Below are 21,265 nucleotides of genomic sequence, written 5' to 3'. Positions count from 1 at the left end.
AAAAGCTGTAATCTAGTGGTTACAGCTTTTTTTAATATTATTTTGGCGTTTCCTGTACATTGAAAACCGTACCTGCCGGGTCAGTAATCCAGTGCATATTTTCAGGAAGTTCCTCAATTTCGTCACAGGTCTCCACACCGTTCGACTGCAAATATTTTGTCGCGTCTTCTATGTTGGGAACGGTGAGCTGCAGCCAGGTCTCGGAATGGGTATAGTTGTCCACACAATCCAACCATATTATATTGTTACCGAATTTCACTTCATGTGTTCTGGAAACGGTAGGATTGGCAATCGGTTTTTCTTCAACATCCAGCTTCAGAATATCCCTGTAAAAAGCGACTGTTTTTTCATATTTATTTTTTGGAATTTTTATGGCGATATTAATGCCTGCTTCAAATTTTGTATTCATATTGTTGTAGTTTTAAGTTATAGGAAGTAATCTTTACACCTCAATATTACCTGTTATATTTTGCCCGTACGTTTGTCATGGGCTATATAATTACTCCTTTTGGCCTTACATAGCCTTCTGTCGGGCAAAGGGTGCCGGAACTGCCCATTGATAAAAAAGTTATTTGTCTCATTTCATTGATGAATTAAGATAATTTACTATTCAGTTCTATCAGTTACTTTAGAAAACTGTTCAAATAGTTCAGAATCGTGGCGGTATCCATCATCAGGCTGACATGTCCCTGCCCCGGAACGATTGCCAGCTGAGATTTGGGCATAGGCTTGAGATCCGCAGAAATGTCACCTCCCAATAACTTATAGGTTTTTGCCAGCTCAGCTTTATCCAGTCCGTCATTGTCACCGGCTATGATTAAAACGGGTGCAGAAATTTTAGAAATATTAGAGCCACCCAAGTCAAATGGCTGTCCGGCATTTGCCATCATCTGCTCCAAAAACCTGGTCCATTTCGTTTTATCAGGCGCTACGGCATCATAGGCAGCCTGCATCGGACTGTTGGTAAAAAGGTCGGGTTTCATTTCCTTAAAAATATTATTGACTTCAGGTATCCAACCGGTGCTTTTATAGGCAGCAGAAATAATCACCAGCTTATTTAATCTTTCAGGGCTTTGTATTGCAAATTGGTACGCCACAGCACCGCCAAAGCTATATCCTGCTATATCCGCCTTATCTATTTTCAGATGATCCAGTACTCCTTTTACATCACCTGCTAAAGTAGTGTACTCTAATTTTCTCTCCGAAAACGGCGTGTGCCCATGTCCCTGTAATTCAATGGCAATTACCTTACGGTTCTTCGCCAGCTCTGGGATCAATTGCCCCCAATTCATATCAATGGTCATAAAAGCGCCATGCAGTAATACAAGAGGCTTTCCTTCTCCGTAGGCTTCATAATAAACTTTGAGTCCGTTAACAGGTGTATAGCCACTAACGGAAGGTTTTAATTTTTGACCGTATAACTGTGATGCTGTAAACATAATGGTTGCCAAGATGAGTACCAGCTTAAAAACCTTAGAGGATTTGAATAAATTTTTCATAATATAATGTAGATTAGGTTCATCAAAACTTTTATCCAAAATTACTGCACCATCATGAAAATTAACTTGCCACAAGACAAGATTTTATAAAGGATGAAATCAATTGTATATTTTGTTTAAAAATTACGTTTAAACATTTTTTACCCCTGCCATATTTTACTTTATTTAAAAGAGTTTAAAGTAAATTATCACATAATAATACTTACTGAAGATAAATATTTTTATAAATAATTTGCCTGAATTGAATAAAATTTATTAATTTCGGATAGAACTAAACCTTATTTTTATGAAAAATTTAAAAAAAATCGAAAGACAGGAAATGAAGGCAATTAAAGGTGGTATCAACTGCCCGGGTGGTCAGATATGCTTAATCAGTGGAAAATGGCAATGTATGCCATACGACGGATGTGGCGGTGGAAACCAGCCCTAAGCTTTAAGTTTAACCAAATTTCTTTATTATGAAAAATTTTAAGAAAGTTTCAAGAGATCAGTTGAAGAATATTAATGGCGGAGCACTAAGCTGTTCCGAAGCATGCTGCCCGCCTCCGGGAATTAAAAGATGTCCCTGGGTAATCTGTGTAGCACCATGTGATATATTAAGTTAAAAAGTTATCAACTCCTGGTAACAACTTTAGTTACCATAAATAAAAGCCTTAGAATCAAAAGTTCTAAGGCTTTCCATTGTGAAGAAAAGAAGTTCTACCAGACTCTTTAGATCTTGTTTGTTCAGAAAAAAGAAATCGCAGAAACCAATAGTGAAATTCCCTCTTATTTTTAATCTATTATCAGATTTTAACCAGCTATTGCATTATTTTAGAGCAAAATGTATGAACAGAAATATAAAAATTACCCAAGAAATTGAGTTATTCTTAAGTTGACAAGTCGTTGAATGTTTTCTTTTACATGCTTGAAAACCTTTATTAATCCCACCCTATTGAAATATACTTCATTTATATACAAATATTTAGCACTAAACTTAACATAATATTAAATAAATATTTATATTAGTATTAAACTAAAACCTGACCAAATGAACACCGAAAATTTCAGCACTCTTGAGCTGCTCCGAAAGCAGTTTAAGTACCCTTTCCCCACGTTAAAAAATCCTTATGCCGAGCAATTGCAGGAGATCACCGAAAGCCAGTGGATCGATGGCGAATACCTGTGGCTTTATGAGCAGAATCCCGACCTTCGGAAAAAGTACAAAAAAACCAAAACAGCCCATATTGCAGCTCAGTGGTTTCCTACAGCAACACCTGAAAGGTTTAAGCCCGTCTGCAGACTGATGCTGTGGACCTTGTACAATGATGATCTTTATGAAGAAAGCCAGCCTGAAGACATTAGACATGTACATATTCAATCTATTGCAATACTCAATGGCGAAGTAAGCGCTGAAGATTCAGGAATTCCTTTAGGCCCTATGCTGACATCACTAAGACAGGAATTGCTGCAGTTTCTTCCCCAGGAATCAATCCTCCGGTTTACACAAATGATAAGCAGGTATTTCACAGGGCTAGAAACCGAATTGAAATATAAAAAAAATAAAGCATATCCCAGCGTTACCGAATGTATTGCCTTACGTGAAAATTCGATCTGCCTCTATCCTTTTCTGCAGCTTACAGAACTGGAAACAGGGATCATTCTCCCACGGGAAATTCATGAACACCCTGTAATCATTCGCTTACAGACACTGGCCTGCCATCTGGTTACTTTTTTCAATGAAGTACAATCCGTCCTCAAAGACGAAGCCACAGACAGTATTTATTACAATATCGTAAAGGTCATTCAGCATGAGCGACAGATGTCCCTGAAAGAAGCCTGTTTGGAAGATCTGCGCCTGCACAACGAAGACCTGAAAGAATTCGTAGAACTCCAGGCTTCTCTTCCCGATTTTGGAATATGGCAGGATGCAGTCATCAACTGGGTGCATTATATGAGTATGGTGCTTAGTGGCTGGAAGAACATATCTACAAAACTGGACCGTTACAATGCAATGGAATTTCCAGAAGCACAAGAATTGAAAAAAAAGCTAAGCCAGGTCAATCTAAATAAATAGACACGTAATGAATATAAAGAAATGATTAAGAATAAAAATTTAAAAACAACTATGAAAACAGTACTTGTCCCTATTCCCAGTTATCCATGGCCGAGAGTTTTAAGCCCTTTTGTAGAGTTTCCCGAAGAAGAGAAATGGTTTAGAGAAGATTATAATTTTTTGGATGAAGAAACAAGAAACAGATACAGAAAGCAGCGGTTATATGATTTTGTTTTTAATATGTGGCCCGTAACCAGTGATCCTGAAATAATGCGCCCTATATTGCGGTGTGGCTACTATCATACCATAATGGATGATTATGTAGGAATTATGCCATTGGATGAGCTGAAAGCCTTCGCTGATCGTACCTATGAGGTTATGCTGGAAGAAGATCCCCAGCCCAATGAAATTGGCATTTTCCACCAAATGGCAGCTGCCCGGAAAGAGTGGATCGCCAATGGGATGCCGTTATTCTGGATCGAACGTATGGCAAGGGAATTTAAAGAATATTTCTTTTATGGTGTGATGGAAGAAACACCATTTAAATTAAGCAATACCTACCCCTCTGTTGGCCGTTATTTATTGATCCGAATGTACTCTATCGGACAGAAGGTTTTTGTGAACCTGACAGAGGCTGCCATGGGACAAGCTCTGCCTGTACACATTCACGAGCACCCTGCCATGAACCGAATAAGAGAACTTCAGTCAATGATTATTGCTATTCAGAATGATTTTGCTTCGATAAGAAAAGAACTGGCAACAGATAATGAAACACTGAATATTATTCTGGTTATAATGCATGAATATAAGATACCATTGGAAGAAGCCATTGCAGAATCGCTCAAAATGCATGATGAGATGGTTAGGGAAATTGATTCTATCACGGCCTGCTTGCCTGATTTTGGTCCTTACCAGAAAATGGTAGAAGACTATATATATCATGTAAAGATAATGGTCCACGGTCTCAATGCCTTTTATTATGAATCGGGAACTAAACGGTATACTCAAGAAGGTTTTGCCATTCCTAAATATGGTACTGCCAATGAACAGTCTCTTGATTTAGAGATAAAACATGTTGAACGTGACTATTGGATTAAAAATTTGAAAAACAACAATAAGGTTGTCTGAAGTTAATAACCATCTTAAATAAACAACTATGAAAAATTATTAAAACCCTTAAATTTGGGCTATTACCCATTTTCTGAGATCAATACCGCTATTTATTCCATTATTATTTTTTCAGCTTAAAAAGGTCGAAAGAATTATACTTGGGATCAAAATCTGTATGCAGTTTAGTTTCCTGGATATCAAGCCGTTTATAAGTATTATTTGAAATAGCATTTAATATCTTGAATTTTATATTATTAGATTCAATGCAAAGATGTAACAGTTGATTTAAATCATCGGGATGCAGATAAGCACTCATATCCCGAGCATTCATTTCCGTAAAATCCTCTGGAAATTCATAAGCTCCAATCCTAAGGCATATGGCGCTTAATTCAGTGTTATAACAATAGTATGAGAGCAGGGCTTCCCCGAAACATTTAGAAACACCATATAAATTTCCTGGTTTTACAGGCATCTCTGTATTAATTTGAATATCTTTTGGGTAGCTTTCTATTGTTTGCGCACTGCTTGCATAAATAATTCTTTTACAGCCGGCCTCCATACACGCATCAACAATATTCTTCGTTCCAATGATGTTGGCATCCAGTAAATCATTAAAAGAGGCATCCGGATTGGCAATTCCGCCTAAATGAATAACAATGTCCATATCTCTGCACGCTTCTACAAGGTATTCCTTATCCGTAAGATTTCCCTGAAAATATTCCAGAGATATGTCTTGAATCTTAGAGGGTTGAAGATCAAAAATTCTAAATTGATATTGATCGGAAAAAGATTTGATAAAGTGGCTTGCAATTTTTCCCGAGCCACCAGTAATTAATATTTTTGTTCGCATGAATATTGCTTGTCTGATTTTCAGCAGATTCCAAAGTATAGACAACTTCAAAAAACTCCTTAAAAGTTAAACGGCAATATATGCAAATTTGGTCATAAAAAGATGCTTTAAGATTAGTATTTAAAGCATTTTACAGCACCAATTTAAAATGATTTCAAAAGCCACTAATTTGGCTTCTTAGTATCGGACAACCGTGAAAAATAATAATAATTTTAAAGTTAAAATTTGTTAATTCTACTATTATATAATAATTATTTTTCAGATTTGTTCTACAATATAAAATATTATTCATATGAAAAATCTAAAAAAGCTTAAAAAAGCAGAGTTAAAAACAATTCTTGGAGGTGCAGATTGTGTTAGAATGTGTTTTGTAAATGATAAATTAACATGTGTTCCTTATAACTCATGTGGGGGTCCTGGACTTGAGCCATAAAAAAACAAAAGGAGTACAACAACAATGTACTCCTTTTAATTTTTATCATATTTTGTAAGCAATAACCTTTATCAAGATTACTTTACCAGTTTGTCCGGCAATTCTTAGTGACCTATTTTCAAATGTTTATCCATCCTTTCAATTTGTATCTTTAAAGTTCTACTACAGAAAAGTTATTAAAGCCATCCTGCGTAATTCTGAGGGACTTTTGACTTCCTGAACGCTGATAAATTGTTGGCCTGATAGTTTGGCCGGCATTTAAGCGAACAGCAAATGAAACATTTGCGCCTGCATAGCCATTAGTCTGGACAGGTACCGGAATCGATGAAACCCTTCTAGTTCCGTCACTTAACGCAATAATAGCCTCTATCCATGAGGCAGTGATATAATTTCCTGTAATATTATCCAGAGTGAATGAGAAACTTACCTGATAATTCCCGTTTCTCGGTGCAGTAAACACCCCTGTACTGGGATCAAAATCATTGTTTAGATCAACTGATTCTGACCACTGAGTGATATTTACTACTGAATTATCATTTATAGATTGGGCAGTCTGTTTAGTGGCTATTATAATACTATTTTGTACCGAGGAAGTTAGTGTATTCCATACGATACCATTACTATATTCCAATAGTCCACCTGATAAAGTGCTGTACCTCATAGCACCGGCACCGGCTGAACTTGCTGCCATAACAGTTTCACCGAAAGCTATTGGTCCTTCACCAGGTGTAACATTTCCAGGATTCGGGCGCGTATCTACTTTTGCAATAGGAGTAATAGTACCAACACCTAATCTTCCTGTTGATGTGGCCACAATATCGTCATTTTGTTGTAAAATAGTAGGAGAACCAGAATTTGGATTATTTCTCGCACCATCTATGTGAAATATTCCCTGAGGATTTTGTGTATTGACCCCGACCTGGGCGGTTGTAAAAACGACTCCTAAAAAAATACTTAAGGGTAAAAAAAACTTCATCATTATATTTTTAAAATTAACAGGACAAAGTTAATCAGACCATGTTAAATCATATCTGAAACTAATTTCAGAAATGATTTGTTTTTTTTATTTTACTTAACCATTGTGGAGTTACTCCCATAAATTCAGCAATATATTTAGAAGGAACATTTTTTATAATTTCCGGATATTCTTTCAGCAAAGTAAAATACAACCTATTGGGACTTAATGTTATAAGCCTCGACATTAATTTCTCTTTGCAAATTAAAACTTCTACTATATTTTTATAATAAAAATCTCTATACTCATCATTAGTGTCAACCAATTCTAAAACTTTTTCCTTTTCATAATATATTACTTCAGATTTTGTAAAGGCTTTAATTTGAGATAAGGATGGCAAATCATCAAAATAGCTTTCTGAAATAACAAAAAAAGGCAGAAAGCTGGGCAAGTGAAAGTTGGTTGTTCTTTCTCTTTCTGACTTTTCATCAAATACTGTGAAACAAGTCCTCCTTTTTTTACATAAAACATTTTGTTTGCAATATCACCTAAAGAGACCAGTGAATCCATGCTTTTAATTTCTCTATGTTCTCCACCAGCCATAATAAAGTCAACCAATTGCTTAGATAAATGGAATGATTCAAGAAGTTTTTTCAGTACATTCATGATTTCTGGAGGTTAATTAGTTACAAAAGTATGCAAATATTAAAGTCCAGTTTATGAAACTAATTTAATAAATATTCAGAAAATATTAATTTACAAATACATAAGTCTAAATCTGCGGTGTCTTTTTATTTTTTATAAAATACCACGAATATCCCGCAAACTCTGCAATATTATTTCTTCTTACAAGATCTTAACAATAAATGCCGAAAGTGGCTTTTGTTTTATGCTATAATATAAAGTTTTTACTGCATTCATACTTGAGTTCTTTATGCTCTATATTAAAGTTCATCTTAATTTCCAGCGAGAAACTGTAAATACAGCTGATTTTGATGATTTTATAGAGATTAAAAAGCTGAAAGAAAGTAAAAACACACAAAACGAGAGGCAAGACAGATTGATGCCATTGACAACAACATAGAAGAAAAAAAATTAATAAATTTCACACAGACAGTGCAGGATAATATTTAATCATAATTATATTAGATTGCGATAAAGAAAGAGATTTTTAATATTGATGTTCTTTCTTAAACTAATATTTTTCTAACATTATGAAAAAATACGCTTTAATATTTTTCGCATTAATCATGTCAATTCCTATTTTGGCGCAATACAAACCTTGGACTTCCGCTGAACAGCCTTTAAAGGAAATCGCGGCATTAAAAAAACAAATTGTAAAACCAACCTTCAGAAAAAAAGACTATCTCGTTACTGATTTTGGAGCTATTGGTGACGGAAAAACAAAAAATACAGAAGCATTTAAGAAAGCCATCGAAAAATGTAACTCAGAAGGCGGCGGAAGAGTTGTCGTTCCAAAAGGAATCTTTTTGACAGGTGCTATTTATTTAAAAAGTAATGTCAATTTACATGTAAGTGAGGGCTCAACTATCTTGTTTAGTCAGGACAGCAACGACTACCCTATCGTTTTCACGAGATGGGAAGGAATGGAATGTATGAACTATTCATCCCTTATTTATGCATATGAAGAAGAAAATATCGCAGTAACCGGAAAAGGAACTTTAGACGGAAATTCTGATAACGATCACTGGTGGTTTTGGTGTGGCGCAGCAAAATACGGATATAACGAATCCCGCCCGGGAAGACAAAATCCGGCCCGCGCAAAACTTCACGAATATATGGCCCAGAGAAAACCTGCCAGAGAAAGAATTTTCGGAGACGGATATTATTTAAGACCCAATTTTGTTCAGCCTTATCAATGTAAAAATTTCTGGATGGCAGATGTTCAGGTAAAAAATTCTCCCATGTGGAATCTTAATCCTGTGCTTTGTGAAAATGTTTTAATTGAAAGAGTAAAAGTAATCAGCCACGGTCCTAACAATGATGGTTTTGATCCTGAAGCATGCAAAAATGTATGGATTAAAGATTCATATTTCGATACGGGAGACGATTGCATTGCTATAAAATCAGGAAGAGATGAAGACGGAAGAGACATCGGACAGCCTGCAGAAAATCATATTATCGAAAACTGTGAAATGAAAGACGGGCACGGCGGTGTTGTGATCGGAAGTGAAATCGCAGGCGGAGCAAAAAATATTTATGCTATCGGAAATGTGATGGACAGTAAGAATCTTGACAGAGCTTTAAGAATAAAAACAAGCTCAAGCCGTGGCGGAATCATTGAAAACGTATTTTTCTACAACACAAAAGTAGGCGCCTATAAAGAAGCTGCGGTACGTTTCAACATGCATTATGAAAAACCGGGTAATTACATCCCGACCATCAGAAATATCTGGGTAGAAAATTTAGTCGTGGAAAAAGGCGGAAAATATGCCATTCTTTCTGATGCTTATGAATCTTCTCCCGTAACAGATTTCACAATGATTAACGCAAAAATGAACGGTGTTGAAATCCCCTATAAAGTTGATTTCTTAAAGAATGTCACATTGAAAAATGTGACCGTAAACGGACAGCCATTAACTGATTTAAAAAAATAAAATGCGAAGAACATCCATTTTAGCCGGCTTAATTATTCTGTCTGCCTATTCATCCTCATTTTCACAATCTAAACATTGGCAGAAAAATGAGCGACAACTGCATTATAAAGAAGACAAGGGCGATTTTTTATTGGTTAATGGAAAATACCGTTTCAATCGTGCTTTATACGGAGACAACCGTGCGTCACGAGTTGAAGCGGGAGATTTGCCGGAATTCGCATTATATCTTCCGGGAATGGGTGGAAATCTTCAATTCGTTATTCAGAAAGGAAACTCCATTAAAAAATTAATTCAGGCTGATCAAATTGAAACCCGTTATCGCCCCGGTTCGATGCTTTATACCATTAAAGATCCTGTTCTCGGAAACGGAAGTTTGAAACTGATGGTTTTAGCCCAATCAAAAGAAGAAGGTCTGGTCTTAAAAATGGAAACTGAAAATATAGATTCCACGGCAAAAATCTACGCAGTTTATGGCGGTGCAAGCGGAACGACATTCAGCAGAAACGGGGACATCGGTGCAGATCCGGAATCCGGATTTTATTTGCTTCCCGAATATTGCACAAATAATCAGTTTCAAATCACTAAGAACCAGTTTCACCTTACTTATTTAAACAGGAAAAAAGAAAATCAGTTCATCAGCGGAAGCTTTTCCAATACCGGTTCATTACAATTGACTGATGCTAAAACGTTGGAAAAACTATCTGATTTCACGCAAAATAAAGCAGAAAAATCACCAATTATTTACGCAACATATGCTGCACAGAAAAATCCCGTTTATATTCAAATTAAAAAAGGAAAATCAGATAAAAATTTTTCAGACGAACAGCTTGCAGTTATATTTAAAGACGCAGAGCAATCCCGATTAAATTTAATCAATAGAATTCAGTTAAAAACTCCCGATTCAGATTTAAATAATTTCGGGGCAACTTTGGCTGTCGCTGCAGACGGAATCTGGGAAAGCCCCACCTTTATGCACGGTGCAGTTGCCTGGAGAATGCGTTTAAATGCTTGGCGTGGAGCTTATGCAGCCGACGTTCTCAGTTGGCATGACCGCGCAAAAGAACATTTTGAAAGCTATGCAAATTCTCAGGTTTTGAAGCCTGATTCCGCACCCGTTGAAATGGATACCCTGTTGCATTTGGCAAGACATAAAGAGAAAATGGGAACTTCGGTATTTTCCAGCGGATATATTTCAAGAAATCCGAATGACAATACCAGACCGCATCATTATGATATGAATCTGGTTTTCTTTGATCAGATGTTTTCCCATTTTAATTATACCGGAAACGTTGAACTTTTAAAAAAAATGTGGCCAGCGATGGTTCGTCACATGGATTGGGAAAAAAGAAATTTCAAACGGGACGGTCTTTATGATGCATATGCTGCAATTTGGGCAAGTGACGCATTGCAATATTCGGGTGGAAAGGTGACGCATACTTCCGCTTATAATTACAGAGCCAATCGTGAAATGGCGAAACTGGCAAAAATTATTGGCGAAAACTCCCAGATTTACGAAACAGAAGCTGAATCCATTTTAAAAGCAATGAAACGCCAGCTTTGGATTAAAAAAAACGGTTATTTTGCTGAATTTAAGGATGCTTTGGGTAATCAGATTCTTCATGATCGGCCGGGAATCTGGTCGGTTTATCATGTTGCCGATGCCTATATTTTAAATGAATTTGAAAATTATCAAAATATACAATACATCAACAGTCATATTCCGAAGATTCCCATAACAGTACAAGGTGAAAATACCAAAGATTATTATACACTTTCCACCACCAACTGGCAGCCTTATGATTGGTCGATCAACAATGTAGCGTTGGCAGAGAATTTACAAACGGCTTTAGCCTATTGGCAGTCAGGGAGAAACGAAGATGCATTCCGGCTTTGGAAAGGAAATCTTGCCGAAAGTATGTATTACGGAATCAGTCCGGGAAATTTTGAGCAATTATCACATTATGATGCATTTCGCGGTGAATTGTACAGAGATTTTGCCGATCCAATTGGAGTTGCTGCAAGAACTCTGACAGAAGGGCTTTTCGGAGTTTATCCTAAATTATTAGAAAATAAAGTTAATATAAAACCAGGGGTTCCTAAAGACTGGAATTTTGCAGAACTTAAACTTCCGGATTGGGAATTTAAATTTAACAGAAATTCTAAAAAAACAACTTATTGGTTTAAATCAGACTTTGCCAATCCTGTGTCGCTTGATTGGTTGATTCCGGTAAACCATACTCAGATAAAATCGGTAACAGTAAACGGTAAAAAAGTGAAATGGGCGATACAGCCTAATTCTATTCTACAGCCTTTTGTAAAACTGGAAACAGAAAAAGGGAAAGAATTTACCCTTGAAATCACCTATTCCGGGGAAGAATTAAAAACTGAAAAGACAGAGTATGTGAATTACATTTCTGAAAACTTGCAATTGAATTTAGATCCAAAAAAGAAAATCATTCAAATTTACGATCCACAAGAACTGATCAAAAATCCCCCTTCTTTGGAGAGGTGGCCGAAGGTTGGGGTGGTTAACAATAAGTTTGAATTAATTAAAGAAGAAAGAAAAGGAACTTTTTTCGTTCAATTGGAGCAAAACGGAACAAAATGGTGGCAGCCTGTGAATGTTCATATTCAATATCCTTTGAAAATGAATTGGGCGAATAAAAAACTGCAAATTCAATCCGAATCATCAAATAATATCCGGGGAAAACTTAGTATTAATGGTTTTGTTAAAACTTTTTCAGTTCAGAAAAGCCAAACAGCATCCATTGAAATTCCTGTCAATGCTTTAAGTAAAGGAACCAATTCTATTGAACTTGAATATAACGGAATCAAACAAAATGTAGAAATAACAGATTGGGAAATTGAGACTCAAGGTGAATTTAAACCAATTTCATTAGCCTCAAAATATAATGAAAAAGTCACCCGAATTTTTAATCAAGAATATCTTTCACCCCGACTCAACGTCCCTACTCTACAGCTTCCGTGGCAGGGAATCGGGAACTGGTGTTATCCGTTGATCACGGCTCAGATTGACGACAGCGGATTGATGGCAAATCGTAAAAACGGAAAACTGGAATATTTAGGAATTCCTTTTTTAATTGATAATGCAGATAAAAATATTGTCTTTACCAGCCAGTGGGATAATTTCCCGAAATCGGTTGAAATTCCGTTGACAGGAAAAGGAAAAAAAATCTATTTCCTGATGGCAGGTTCTACCAATCCGATGCAGTCGCAGATTACAAATGGGACAATTACGGTTCAATATTCTGATGGTACCCACACAGAATTAGAACTGAAAAACCCTATAAACTGGTGGCCGATTGAACAGGATTTATTTGATGATAATTTTGCTTTTGAAATTCCGGATGATAAAATTCCATACCGGGTAAAATTGAAAACCGGAGAATTATACAAAGGAGGAAGCTTAACCAAATATTCAGGCATCAAAGGATTTACAGACCGCGCTGTAGAAGGCGGTGCTGCAACTGTTCTTGATTTGCCGATTAATCCAAACAAAGAATTAAAATCAATAAAATTAACAGCAGTGAGCAACGATGTCGTTATCGGACTGATGAGTGCCACTGTATTTAAATAAAAATTAAATGAAGAAACCAGCAATATACCTCAGTCTTTTTCTAATAGGATTTACCACGCTAAATGCTCAAAAAATTGACCGTAAAAAGGTCGTTCAGCGACATAATATTGTCAACACAAAAGCTGATACTTTATCTTCTTTAACGGTTGGTAACGGGAAATTTGCATACACTGTTGATATTACCGGAATGCAGTCGTTTCCGGAATATTATAAAAAAGGTGTTTCCCTTGGAACTCAATCCGAATGGGGCTGGAACAGCTTTCCAAATACTAAAGATTATAAATTTGAGGAAACATTAAAAGCGTACGATTTCAACAATGACGGACGTAAAGCATTGTACAGTGTTCAATTAAAAGAACCTGAACGAAATAAAGGCGCTGTAGAATATTTCCGTGTGAACCAACACCGTCTGCAACTGGGAAATATTGGTCTTGAATTACTTAAAAAAGACGGCCAGAAAGCAAAAATATCAGATCTTACCAACATTAATCAAAAAATTGATCTTTGGACAGGAATTATCACAAGTGAATTTTCACTAGAGGGAATGCCTGTAAAAGTCTGGACTGCCTCTTTTCAAAATTCCGATAAAATTGGAGTTAAAATTGAGTCGGATTTGATTTCTCAAAACAGATTAAAGGTTTTTGCACGCTACCCTTCTCCAACCGGACAGTTTCTGGATGATGCTGCTTTTTACGGAAATGAAAATGATCATACAACGAAAATTATTTCATCAAATCAAACTCAGGGATTGATTGAACACCAATTGCAGAGTTCTGATTATTATACTCAATTTTATTTCACAGACGGAAAGCTGCGGGAAGCCGGAAAACATTATTTTGTATACGAACCTTCTTCTAAAAACAAAACAATTGAATTAAGTGTAGAATTCTCCGATAAAAATACAAAAAGCAGTAAAACATTATTTGCTGATGCCGAAAAAGAAAGCAATGCGGGATGGGAATCTTTCTGGAAAAGTGGCGCTGCTGTAGATTTTGAAGGCAGTACGGATCCAAGAGCAAATGAACTGGAACGCAGAGTTGTGCTGTCAGAATATTTAACAAAAGTTCAGTGTGGAGGAAGCAATCCGCCACAGGAAACAGGTTTAACTTTCAACAGCTGGTACGGAAAGCCACATACAGAAATGCATTGGTGGCATGGTGTTCATTACGCTTTGTGGGGAAGACCTGAAATTTTGGAAAAACAACTGGATTATTATTTCAGATCGTTTGACAAAGCAAAAAAATTAGCACAAAGACAAGGCTATAAAGGCGTAAGATGGATTAAGATGTCTGACAATGAAGGAAATGAAAGCCCGTCTTCTGTGGCAGCCTTCCTGATCTGGGAACAGCCGCATATTATCTATATGACCGAACTTTTGTATCGTGACAAGCAGGATAAAAAAGTTCTGGAAAAATATAAAGATCTGATTTTTGCCACAGCAGATTTTATGGCGGATTTTGCCACTTATGACCAAGAAAAAGACCGTTATAATCTGGGTAAAGGAGTGATTCCCGCACAGGAAGTTTTTCCTGCGAAAGATACCTACAACCCCACTTATGAAGTGGCATATTGGGATTGGGCGCTGAAAGTTGCTCAGCAGTGGAAGGAAAGACTGGGACAGCCGAGAGATAAAAAGTGGGATGAGGTGATTTCAAAACTGGCTCCGCTTCCGGTTCAGGACGGTGTTTATTTATCGACTGAATCGGCAAAAGATTCATTTACTTTTCCAAAATGGATGACTGATCACCCTGCAGTTTTAGGAGCATTAGGCATGGTCCCGGAATCTCCGAAACTGGATAAGAAAATCATGAAAAATACGCTGGATATTGTTTGGGAAAGATGGAACTGGGAACATACCTGGGGTTGGGATTTTCCGATGACGGCAATGAATGCGGCAAGATTAGGACTTCCGAATAAAGCTTTAGATGCACTTTTCATGAAAATCCAGACGAATACCTATCTTAAAAACGGGCACAATTACCAGGATGGTCGTTTGAGAATCTACCTTCCGGGAAATGGCGGCATTTTAACAACCGTTGCGATGATGCTTGAAGGTTGGGACCGTTCGAAAGGTGAATTTCCGGGTTTCCCGAAAGATGGGTCATGGAAAATAAAAGCGGAAGGTTTCAAGAAAATGCCTTAAATTTCATATTCATATAGTTGAAGTCTGCTGAAAGGCAGACTTTTTTATGCCCTGACATTAAATTTTTCAAAATCAATCTAAATAAAGACAGATAAGTTCGGATTTAAACGATCACCGAAAGTACAGGACAGTCTACTTATATGTTTATGCTAAATTAGCAGTAAATCAAGATGAGATGGACAAGCCCAAACACTTTACACGCAGAGATTTTTTACAGACTTCAGCCCTTGGAATCACAGCTGGGGTTCTGGGATTGTCATTTACAGGTTCATCTTCCGACAAACCTTATTTCAACCTAAAACCAATCGGGCGAACCTTTTCATTAGAGAACTATTACATTTGGTGTAATTCTCCGATTTGGGGCGAAGACGGTAAGGTTCATCTTTTTTATTCCAGATGGAAAAAAGAAAAAGGAATGGGTGGCTGGCTTAATGGTTCTGAAATTTGCCGTGCAGAAGCCGATTCCCCTTATGGAGAATTCAAGCATAAACAAGTTATTCTCGCTCCCAGAGGTGGCGAATTTTGGGATGCTACAACTTGTCATAATCCTTTAATTACCAAAGTAGAAGACGAATATTATCTTTTCTACATGGGCAACCAAAATGGAAAAACAAATACCAAAAGAATAGGGCTTGCCACTTCAAAAAACCTTGACGGAGATTGGATAAGGCCTGAAAAACCGTTGCTTCTTCCCGGAGAAAAAGGCTCGTGGGACGACCATTGTACGACAAACCCAGCTTTTATAAAAGGAAATGACGGCAAATTCTGGCTTTTTTATAAATCATGGAACACTGAAGAATATGAAAATCAGAAAGGTCCGGTAAGGGGAAACCGAAAATATGGACTGGCAAAGGCTGATCATCCTTCCGGTCCTTACGAGAAAATAAAGGAAAATCCTGTTATTGATTTTTCATTGCTGCCTGACAATGCCCAGCTGGAAGATGCTTTTATCTGGAAACAAAATGGAAAATTCCATATAGTGGCCCGTGATATGGGATTTTTTAATCATGAATACGGTCTGCATTTAACTTCCGGAAATGGTCTTACATGGTCCAAACCCAAAGTTGCTTATCTTAATATGAAGACTTATATAAAGGAGCCTGCAGCACCTGCTCATTTAAAACGATTCGGAAGATTGGAACGGCCTATGATTCTGATGGACAAAGGCGGTAAGACCCCTAAATTTCTATTCGGAGCCACACAGGGAGGAAAGTTCGAAACGTCTACCTCTTTTGTTTTTGAAATTATAAACACCAAAATTTAATTCCCAGTTCATTTTTATATTTTTCTTGCTTTACAGGAAATAAACTTCAGACTAAGCATCATCAAAAAGCTTTATTATTAATTTTTCCCACGTTGTTTTTAACTTCGTATACTAAAATTGTATTTTCCCGTTTATAATTTATACCGGAACAAATCACAATTATAATTGATATATAAAGATTTACATCATTAAAAGCATGTCAAAAAAGTTATTATAATTTTTTGTAACTTGCCTTATACCGTTAGTCAACTTTTTGAATTATTTTTTAACCTGAAATAAATATCTCCTATCTCAACATCATGGCAGAAACATTTGAAATAATGATCAATGAGCATTCCAGAGTTCCTAAATACAAACAGATTGTAGATTCTATTCTCAATGGAATTGATAGTGGAGAGATCAAAATTGGAGAAAAGATTCCTTCCATAAATGAACTCAGCGAGTCCTGCTTTCTTTCAAGAGATACTGTAGAAAAAGCTTATAAAGAGCTCCGAAAAAGACAAATCATCGAATCTGTAAAGGGAAAAGGTTATTATATATCACGTATTAATAAAAACGATGTCATCAACATTTTCTTCCTTATCAACAAACCGAGTACTTATAAGATGATGATCTATAATTATTTCGTTAATGCAATCGGTACCAAAGGAAATGTGGAGATGTACATTTATCACTGTGACGAAACTCTTTTCATCAATTCGTTAAAAAAGAACCTGGGCGGATTTGATTATTACGTGATCATGCCACATTTCCGTGATGAACAGTCTAAACATACCAGTTCCACACAGCAAGTTTTAGATATGATTGAACAAATCCCGAAAAACAAGTTGTTGCTGCTAGACAATACCAAGCCTAATATCTCCGGAGAATACGGCTCTATTTTTCAGGATTTCGAGCATGATATCTACAATGCTTTAAAGGAAGGTTTAGACAAAATAAAAAAATACGAAAAAATAATTTTAGTTTATCCCGACAAATCCATTCACCCCTATCCTTTCCGTATTGTCCGCGGTTTCGAGAAGTTTTGTAAGGATTTTAAACTCGATTATGAAATTCTTGATGAAATTTATCCTGACATGGAATTGCAGGATAAAGATATTTTCATCACGATCCGGGAACGGGATCTGGTAAATCTGGTTAAGCAGGTCAGACAGAAAAATCTTGAGCCGGGTAAAGACATCGGCATTATTTCCTACAACGAAACTCCTTTGAAAGAATTGCTTGGAATTACTGTAATTACCACAGATTTTAAAGCCATGGGAGAATCTGCAGCGTATATGATTCTAAAAAATAAAAAGGAATCCGTGAATAATGTTTTTAAATTTATTCAGAGAGATTCTTTGTAGATTTTTTTTAAATCAATGCGCAATCGATTACACATTTCAATATACACTATATAAAGTTCACTATTCAATAGTTTTAATTATGATTAAAAATTTGATTTTCGTCATGACTTTTTTCATGGCAGTTTCTGTATTCGGACAGAAAAAAAATGATACAAACGCAGTTTCTGACGCTGCTGAAAAATTAAGATCAGCAATGATAAGCGGCGACAAATCAGCTTTAGAATCTTTGATCTTACCAGAATTAACGTATGGACATTCGGGAGGTCACATCGATGATGCTGCAGAGTTTGTTGATAAATTAGTCAGTAAAAAATCGGATTTTGTAACCATTGATATTACCAATCAGAACATCCATATTGTTGGAAATACAGCCATTATCCGTCACCATTTTTATGCAACGACTGCTGATTTTGGAAAAGCTCCGGGCGATGTAACTTTGGATATAGTATTGGTTTGGGTAAAAGTGAAAAATGACTGGAAGTTACTTGCCAGACAAGCTGTAAAATCTGAGAAGAAGAAATAAATTTTCGAATTATAAATAAAAATTCGCAAGGTTGTCTTTGCGAATTTTTACTTTGAACCGTTTATTTTTAACGCAAAGTTTTATTATTATTCTGAATATTTTAGGTGGCAAAGAATGGAATCAATAAATTGATTCTTATGAAGCAGATTCATGAGCAACTTTGTTGCAATACTTTGCTCCTTACAATTATCTTTTCTTAAAATTAAATCTTTACGTTTAAAATATTTTGAAACTGTCAACAGAAATTGTAAGTTTTGGCTAAAGCCAATCAGAATTTTGACAATGAAAAACGGGCTAAAGCCCGTTCCTATTGAATATTTATTTTGATAATTATTTCACTCTGAAATTCTGTAAATCTTCCGGCTTTTCACAGCATAGCTGCTCCATCACCTGTCTGAACTGCATTTTAAGCATTTCAATAATGTGATCGCCACCTTTATCGCCTAAAGCACCGACTGCATACATAAAAGTCCTTCCCATAAATGTAAATTCGGCACCGCAACTCAAAGCGCGGGCAACATCCGGACCGGTTCGCACACCGCTGTCCATCATTATTTTGATTTGATCTTTATACTTTTCGCTGATTTCTTTCACAACGGCAATCGTTGATTCTCCTGCATCAAGCTGTCTTCCGCCGTGATTGGAAATGATCATTCCATCGAATCCTAAACGAACTGCTTCTGCAGCATCTTCGTCGGAAGCAACCCCTTTAATGACTAATTTCCCTTTCCATTTATCGCGAATTGCTTTTATCCTGTCTGAATTTAATCTACCGGAAAAAGTGGAATTCATAAATTGTCCTAATTGCTTCACACCCATGTTTTTATCTATATATTTTTCTAAGGTGGCAAAATTGGGAACACCATGTTTTAATATTTCCAGGCACCATTCTGGTTTTGCTAAAGCCTGTGAAACGTTTCGGAAATTAATTTGAGGTGGCATTGCCAAACCATTTCTGATTTCTTTTGCTCTATATCCAAAAGTTGGAACGTCTGCCAAAACGACCAAAACATCGTATCCTGAAGCCTCACAACGATCGAGAATATCATCTCTCAGCCATTCTTCTCGTGGGTGGTATAATTGATACCAGGCTTTTCCTTCCGTTAATTCAGAAATTCTTTCAAGACTGCTTGTTGTAACCGTACTTAAAATGAATGGGATATTGTGTTTAAAAGCTGCTTTTGCTAAAATTTCAGGTGCATTGGGCCACATCAATCCTTGTAAACCAACAGGGGAAATTCCGAAAGGTGCAGCATATTTAACGCCAAACAATTCAGTTTCCATACTGGCTTCACTGTAATTATTCAGATAGCGTGGACGAAGCAAAACTTCTCTCAATTCGCTTGTGTTTCTATCTCTGTTAATGTTTTCATTACAGCCGCCATCGAGATATTCGAATGCGAATCGGGGCATTCTTTTTTTAGCCTTTTCAATTAAAAGTTCAAGCGAAGCGTAGCGGGTATCAAATGGAAATGCCATGATTTATAAATTAAGAATTAACGGTTGAAGCACTTTCATCTGATAATGCTGCTGTAAAAAAGTCTCGTCTATTTTCTTGTTGGAAATTACCATAGAAGCTCCCAACGCAGAACCCAACGGAGAATGTGTAGACATCACGTTGTAATGCTGGAAATGATGAGACATCAGTTTCATAAATACATCATTGTCGGTGAATCCGCCATCGATGAAAATATTTTCAATAGCTGAATTTCCAATGGCGTTTTTAATTGTATGAATCTGTAAATCCATCAGTTCTATCATCAATTGATGATAGGCTTCTTCGAAAGTTGCAAAGGATTTTAAATCTGTTTCACTGATCATTTTTCGTTTTAAAATAATTCCTTCAAAGCGAAAATAGATATTTTTATTTTTCATTAACCGCAGATACAAATCCTGATCAAACTGCACCTCTCTGTGGAAGCCGTATTCTTTTCCATAATACACACACAGTTTTTCTACCTGAATTTTGTATTCATTCCCCATGAAAAAGCGGGATGCTTTTACCCGTTTTCCATCGATCCGCATATAATTCAAACAGTTGTTTTCTATATCTTCATCCGTTAAGCTTTCCCCATTAAATGGGTTTAACGAAATGCTCCATGTTCCTGTAGAAAGCAGTAAAAACGGCTCTTTTTTGCTTAAAATATAAGGCAACAATGCCGAAGAGCTGTCGTGAATTCCCACCCCGATTTTGATTTTTTTGTTTCTGTAGGAAGTATTGATACTCGCTGACGTCGGTACAATTGGCGGCAATAAGGCATCTATTTCTTCTTCATACACCCAGTCGTGATAATCAGCTTTCTCGTAATCCCACAAATTGGTATGGCAACCTATTGAAGTAAATTCCGAGACATAAATTCCGGTAAACAGATACGATAAATATTGAGGTAAATGCAGACTGTAACGGATCTTTTTGAATATTTCCGGATGCTTATATTTCAACCAAAACAACTGTAGGCCTGAGTTTAGCATTCCTGCCTGAGGAGATGCTGTTTCACGGGCAATTTTTAGTTTGCTTCCATGTTTTTCGTAAAATAAATCAAGGATCTCCTGATCCATCGGTTTGGTGTAATTGTATAAAGGAGTCAGAATATTCCCTTTCTGATCCACATGCACAAAACTCGCTCCATACGTGGAAAAATTGATTGCCTTTACTTCATATTCTTCATTATCAAGAATGGCATTAAAATTATCTTTTATCCAGTTTTGCAGGGCTGCAAGATCTTCTGTAGGATAGCCATCTTCATCAGTTGTGAGCGGTAATTCCGTATATTCACGAACGACTTCTTTATAATTTTTATCAAATAAAAAGAACTTTTTATTGGTTTTTCCAATATCAAATACTATGGTTACTTTTTTTTTGGACATTCTTGATGAATTAAATTTTTATA

General features: G+C 36.4%; 18 protein-coding genes. 11 read left to right on the top strand and 7 right to left on the bottom strand.

All coding sequences use genetic code 11. The features are described from left to right. Positions 1–37 precede the first annotated feature (37 nt). Together J4Q03_RS14455 and J4Q03_RS14450 are read right to left on the bottom strand one after the other, a co-directional pair. Complete coding sequence (locus tag J4Q03_RS14455; RefSeq protein WP_426048844.1) at positions 38–409, bottom strand: VOC family protein; 372 nt, start codon at positions 407–409, stop codon at positions 38–40. A 214-nt stretch (positions 410–623) separates the two neighbouring features. Then, the gene (locus J4Q03_RS14450) at positions 624–1,499 is read right to left on the bottom strand and encodes an alpha/beta fold hydrolase (protein WP_426048843.1); all 876 of its coding nucleotides are present in this window, start codon (positions 1,497–1,499) and stop codon (positions 624–626) included. A gap of 286 nt (positions 1,500–1,785) precedes the next feature. Between J4Q03_RS14450 and J4Q03_RS14445 the strand changes: the two genes are divergently transcribed. The 4 genes from J4Q03_RS14445 (at position 1,786) to J4Q03_RS14430 (ending at position 4,662) form a co-directional block, all read left to right on the top strand. Beyond that, positions 1,786–1,929 carry a bacteriocin-like protein gene (locus J4Q03_RS14445; RefSeq protein WP_426048842.1) on the top strand — a complete coding sequence of 48 codons (144 nt, stop codon included), beginning with the start codon at positions 1,786–1,788 and terminating at the stop codon, positions 1,927–1,929. A gap of 28 nt (positions 1,930–1,957) precedes the next feature. Next, positions 1,958–2,104 (top strand): bacteriocin-like protein, encoded by a 147-nt coding sequence (locus tag J4Q03_RS14440; RefSeq protein WP_426048841.1) that lies wholly within the window; start codon positions 1,958–1,960, stop codon positions 2,102–2,104. A gap of 425 nt (positions 2,105–2,529) precedes the next feature. Then, positions 2,530–3,555 (top strand): terpene synthase family protein, encoded by a 1,026-nt coding sequence (locus J4Q03_RS14435; protein WP_426048840.1) that lies wholly within the window; start codon positions 2,530–2,532, stop codon positions 3,553–3,555. Between the two features lie 51 nt (positions 3,556–3,606). Continuing rightward, positions 3,607–4,662 carry a terpene synthase family protein gene (locus J4Q03_RS14430; protein ID WP_426048839.1) on the top strand — a complete coding sequence of 352 codons (1,056 nt, stop codon included), beginning with the start codon at positions 3,607–3,609 and terminating at the stop codon, positions 4,660–4,662. A 103-nt stretch (positions 4,663–4,765) separates the two neighbouring features. Here the strand turns inward: J4Q03_RS14430 and J4Q03_RS14425 are convergent, their stop codons facing one another. Continuing rightward, positions 4,766–5,494 (bottom strand): NAD-dependent epimerase/dehydratase family protein, encoded by a 729-nt coding sequence (locus J4Q03_RS14425; RefSeq protein ID WP_426048838.1) that lies wholly within the window; start codon positions 5,492–5,494, stop codon positions 4,766–4,768. A 292-nt stretch (positions 5,495–5,786) separates the two neighbouring features. On the opposite strand from J4Q03_RS14425, the gene J4Q03_RS14420 reads away from it, so the two are divergent. Further along, positions 5,787–5,927 carry a bacteriocin-like protein gene (locus J4Q03_RS14420; protein WP_426048837.1) on the top strand — a complete coding sequence of 47 codons (141 nt, stop codon included), beginning with the start codon at positions 5,787–5,789 and terminating at the stop codon, positions 5,925–5,927. A gap of 151 nt (positions 5,928–6,078) precedes the next feature. On the opposite strand, the gene J4Q03_RS14415 is transcribed toward J4Q03_RS14420, so the two are convergent. Next, positions 6,079–6,741, bottom strand: coding sequence for a hypothetical protein (locus tag J4Q03_RS14415; protein WP_426048836.1), 663 nt, complete (start codon positions 6,739–6,741; stop codon positions 6,079–6,081). A 495-nt stretch (positions 6,742–7,236) separates the two neighbouring features. After that, positions 7,237–7,548, bottom strand: coding sequence for a hypothetical protein (locus J4Q03_RS14410; RefSeq protein WP_426048835.1), 312 nt, complete (start codon positions 7,546–7,548; stop codon positions 7,237–7,239). 584 nt (positions 7,549–8,132) lie between these two features. Between J4Q03_RS14410 and J4Q03_RS14405 the strand changes: the two genes are divergently transcribed. From J4Q03_RS14405 to J4Q03_RS14380, 6 genes are all read left to right on the top strand, one after another. Then, positions 8,133–9,500: a glycoside hydrolase family 28 protein gene (locus tag J4Q03_RS14405; RefSeq protein ID WP_426048834.1), complete on the top strand. Its 1,368-nt coding sequence runs from the start codon at positions 8,133–8,135 to the stop codon at positions 9,498–9,500. A 1-nt stretch (position 9,501) separates the two neighbouring features. Then, the gene (locus J4Q03_RS14400; RefSeq protein ID WP_426048833.1) at positions 9,502–13,098 is read left to right on the top strand and encodes a DUF4450 domain-containing protein; all 3,597 of its coding nucleotides are present in this window, start codon (positions 9,502–9,504) and stop codon (positions 13,096–13,098) included. A 7-nt stretch (positions 13,099–13,105) separates the two neighbouring features. Continuing rightward, the gene (locus tag J4Q03_RS14395) at positions 13,106–15,241 is read left to right on the top strand and encodes a hypothetical protein (protein WP_426048832.1); all 2,136 of its coding nucleotides are present in this window, start codon (positions 13,106–13,108) and stop codon (positions 15,239–15,241) included. A gap of 175 nt (positions 15,242–15,416) precedes the next feature. Then, positions 15,417–16,505: a twin-arginine translocation signal domain-containing protein gene (locus tag J4Q03_RS14390; RefSeq protein WP_426048831.1), complete on the top strand. Its 1,089-nt coding sequence runs from the start codon at positions 15,417–15,419 to the stop codon at positions 16,503–16,505. A 299-nt stretch (positions 16,506–16,804) separates the two neighbouring features. Next, positions 16,805–17,851, top strand: a complete 1,047-nt coding sequence (locus J4Q03_RS14385; protein WP_426048830.1) for a GntR family transcriptional regulator — start codon at positions 16,805–16,807, stop codon at positions 17,849–17,851. A 103-nt stretch (positions 17,852–17,954) separates the two neighbouring features. After that, complete coding sequence (locus J4Q03_RS14380; RefSeq protein WP_426048829.1) at positions 17,955–18,374, top strand: nuclear transport factor 2 family protein; 420 nt, start codon at positions 17,955–17,957, stop codon at positions 18,372–18,374. A 330-nt stretch (positions 18,375–18,704) separates the two neighbouring features. Here the strand turns inward: J4Q03_RS14380 and J4Q03_RS14375 are convergent, their stop codons facing one another. Together J4Q03_RS14375 and J4Q03_RS14370 are read right to left on the bottom strand one after the other, a co-directional pair. Then, positions 18,705–19,853, bottom strand: a complete 1,149-nt coding sequence (locus tag J4Q03_RS14375; RefSeq protein ID WP_426048828.1) for an alpha-hydroxy acid oxidase — start codon at positions 19,851–19,853, stop codon at positions 18,705–18,707. 3 nt (positions 19,854–19,856) lie between these two features. Then, on the bottom strand, positions 19,857–21,242 hold the full coding sequence (locus J4Q03_RS14370) for an FGGY-family carbohydrate kinase (RefSeq protein ID WP_426048827.1): 1,386 nt from the start codon (positions 21,240–21,242) through the stop codon (positions 19,857–19,859). Positions 21,243–21,265 lie beyond the last annotated feature (23 nt).

This window comes from Chryseobacterium sp. NFX27 (assembly GCF_049887855.1).
Lineage (GTDB): Bacteria > Bacteroidota > Bacteroidia > Flavobacteriales > Weeksellaceae > Chryseobacterium.
The sequence above is the reverse complement of the archived record's forward strand: the minus strand, read 5'-3'. Positions and strand labels throughout refer to the sequence as shown.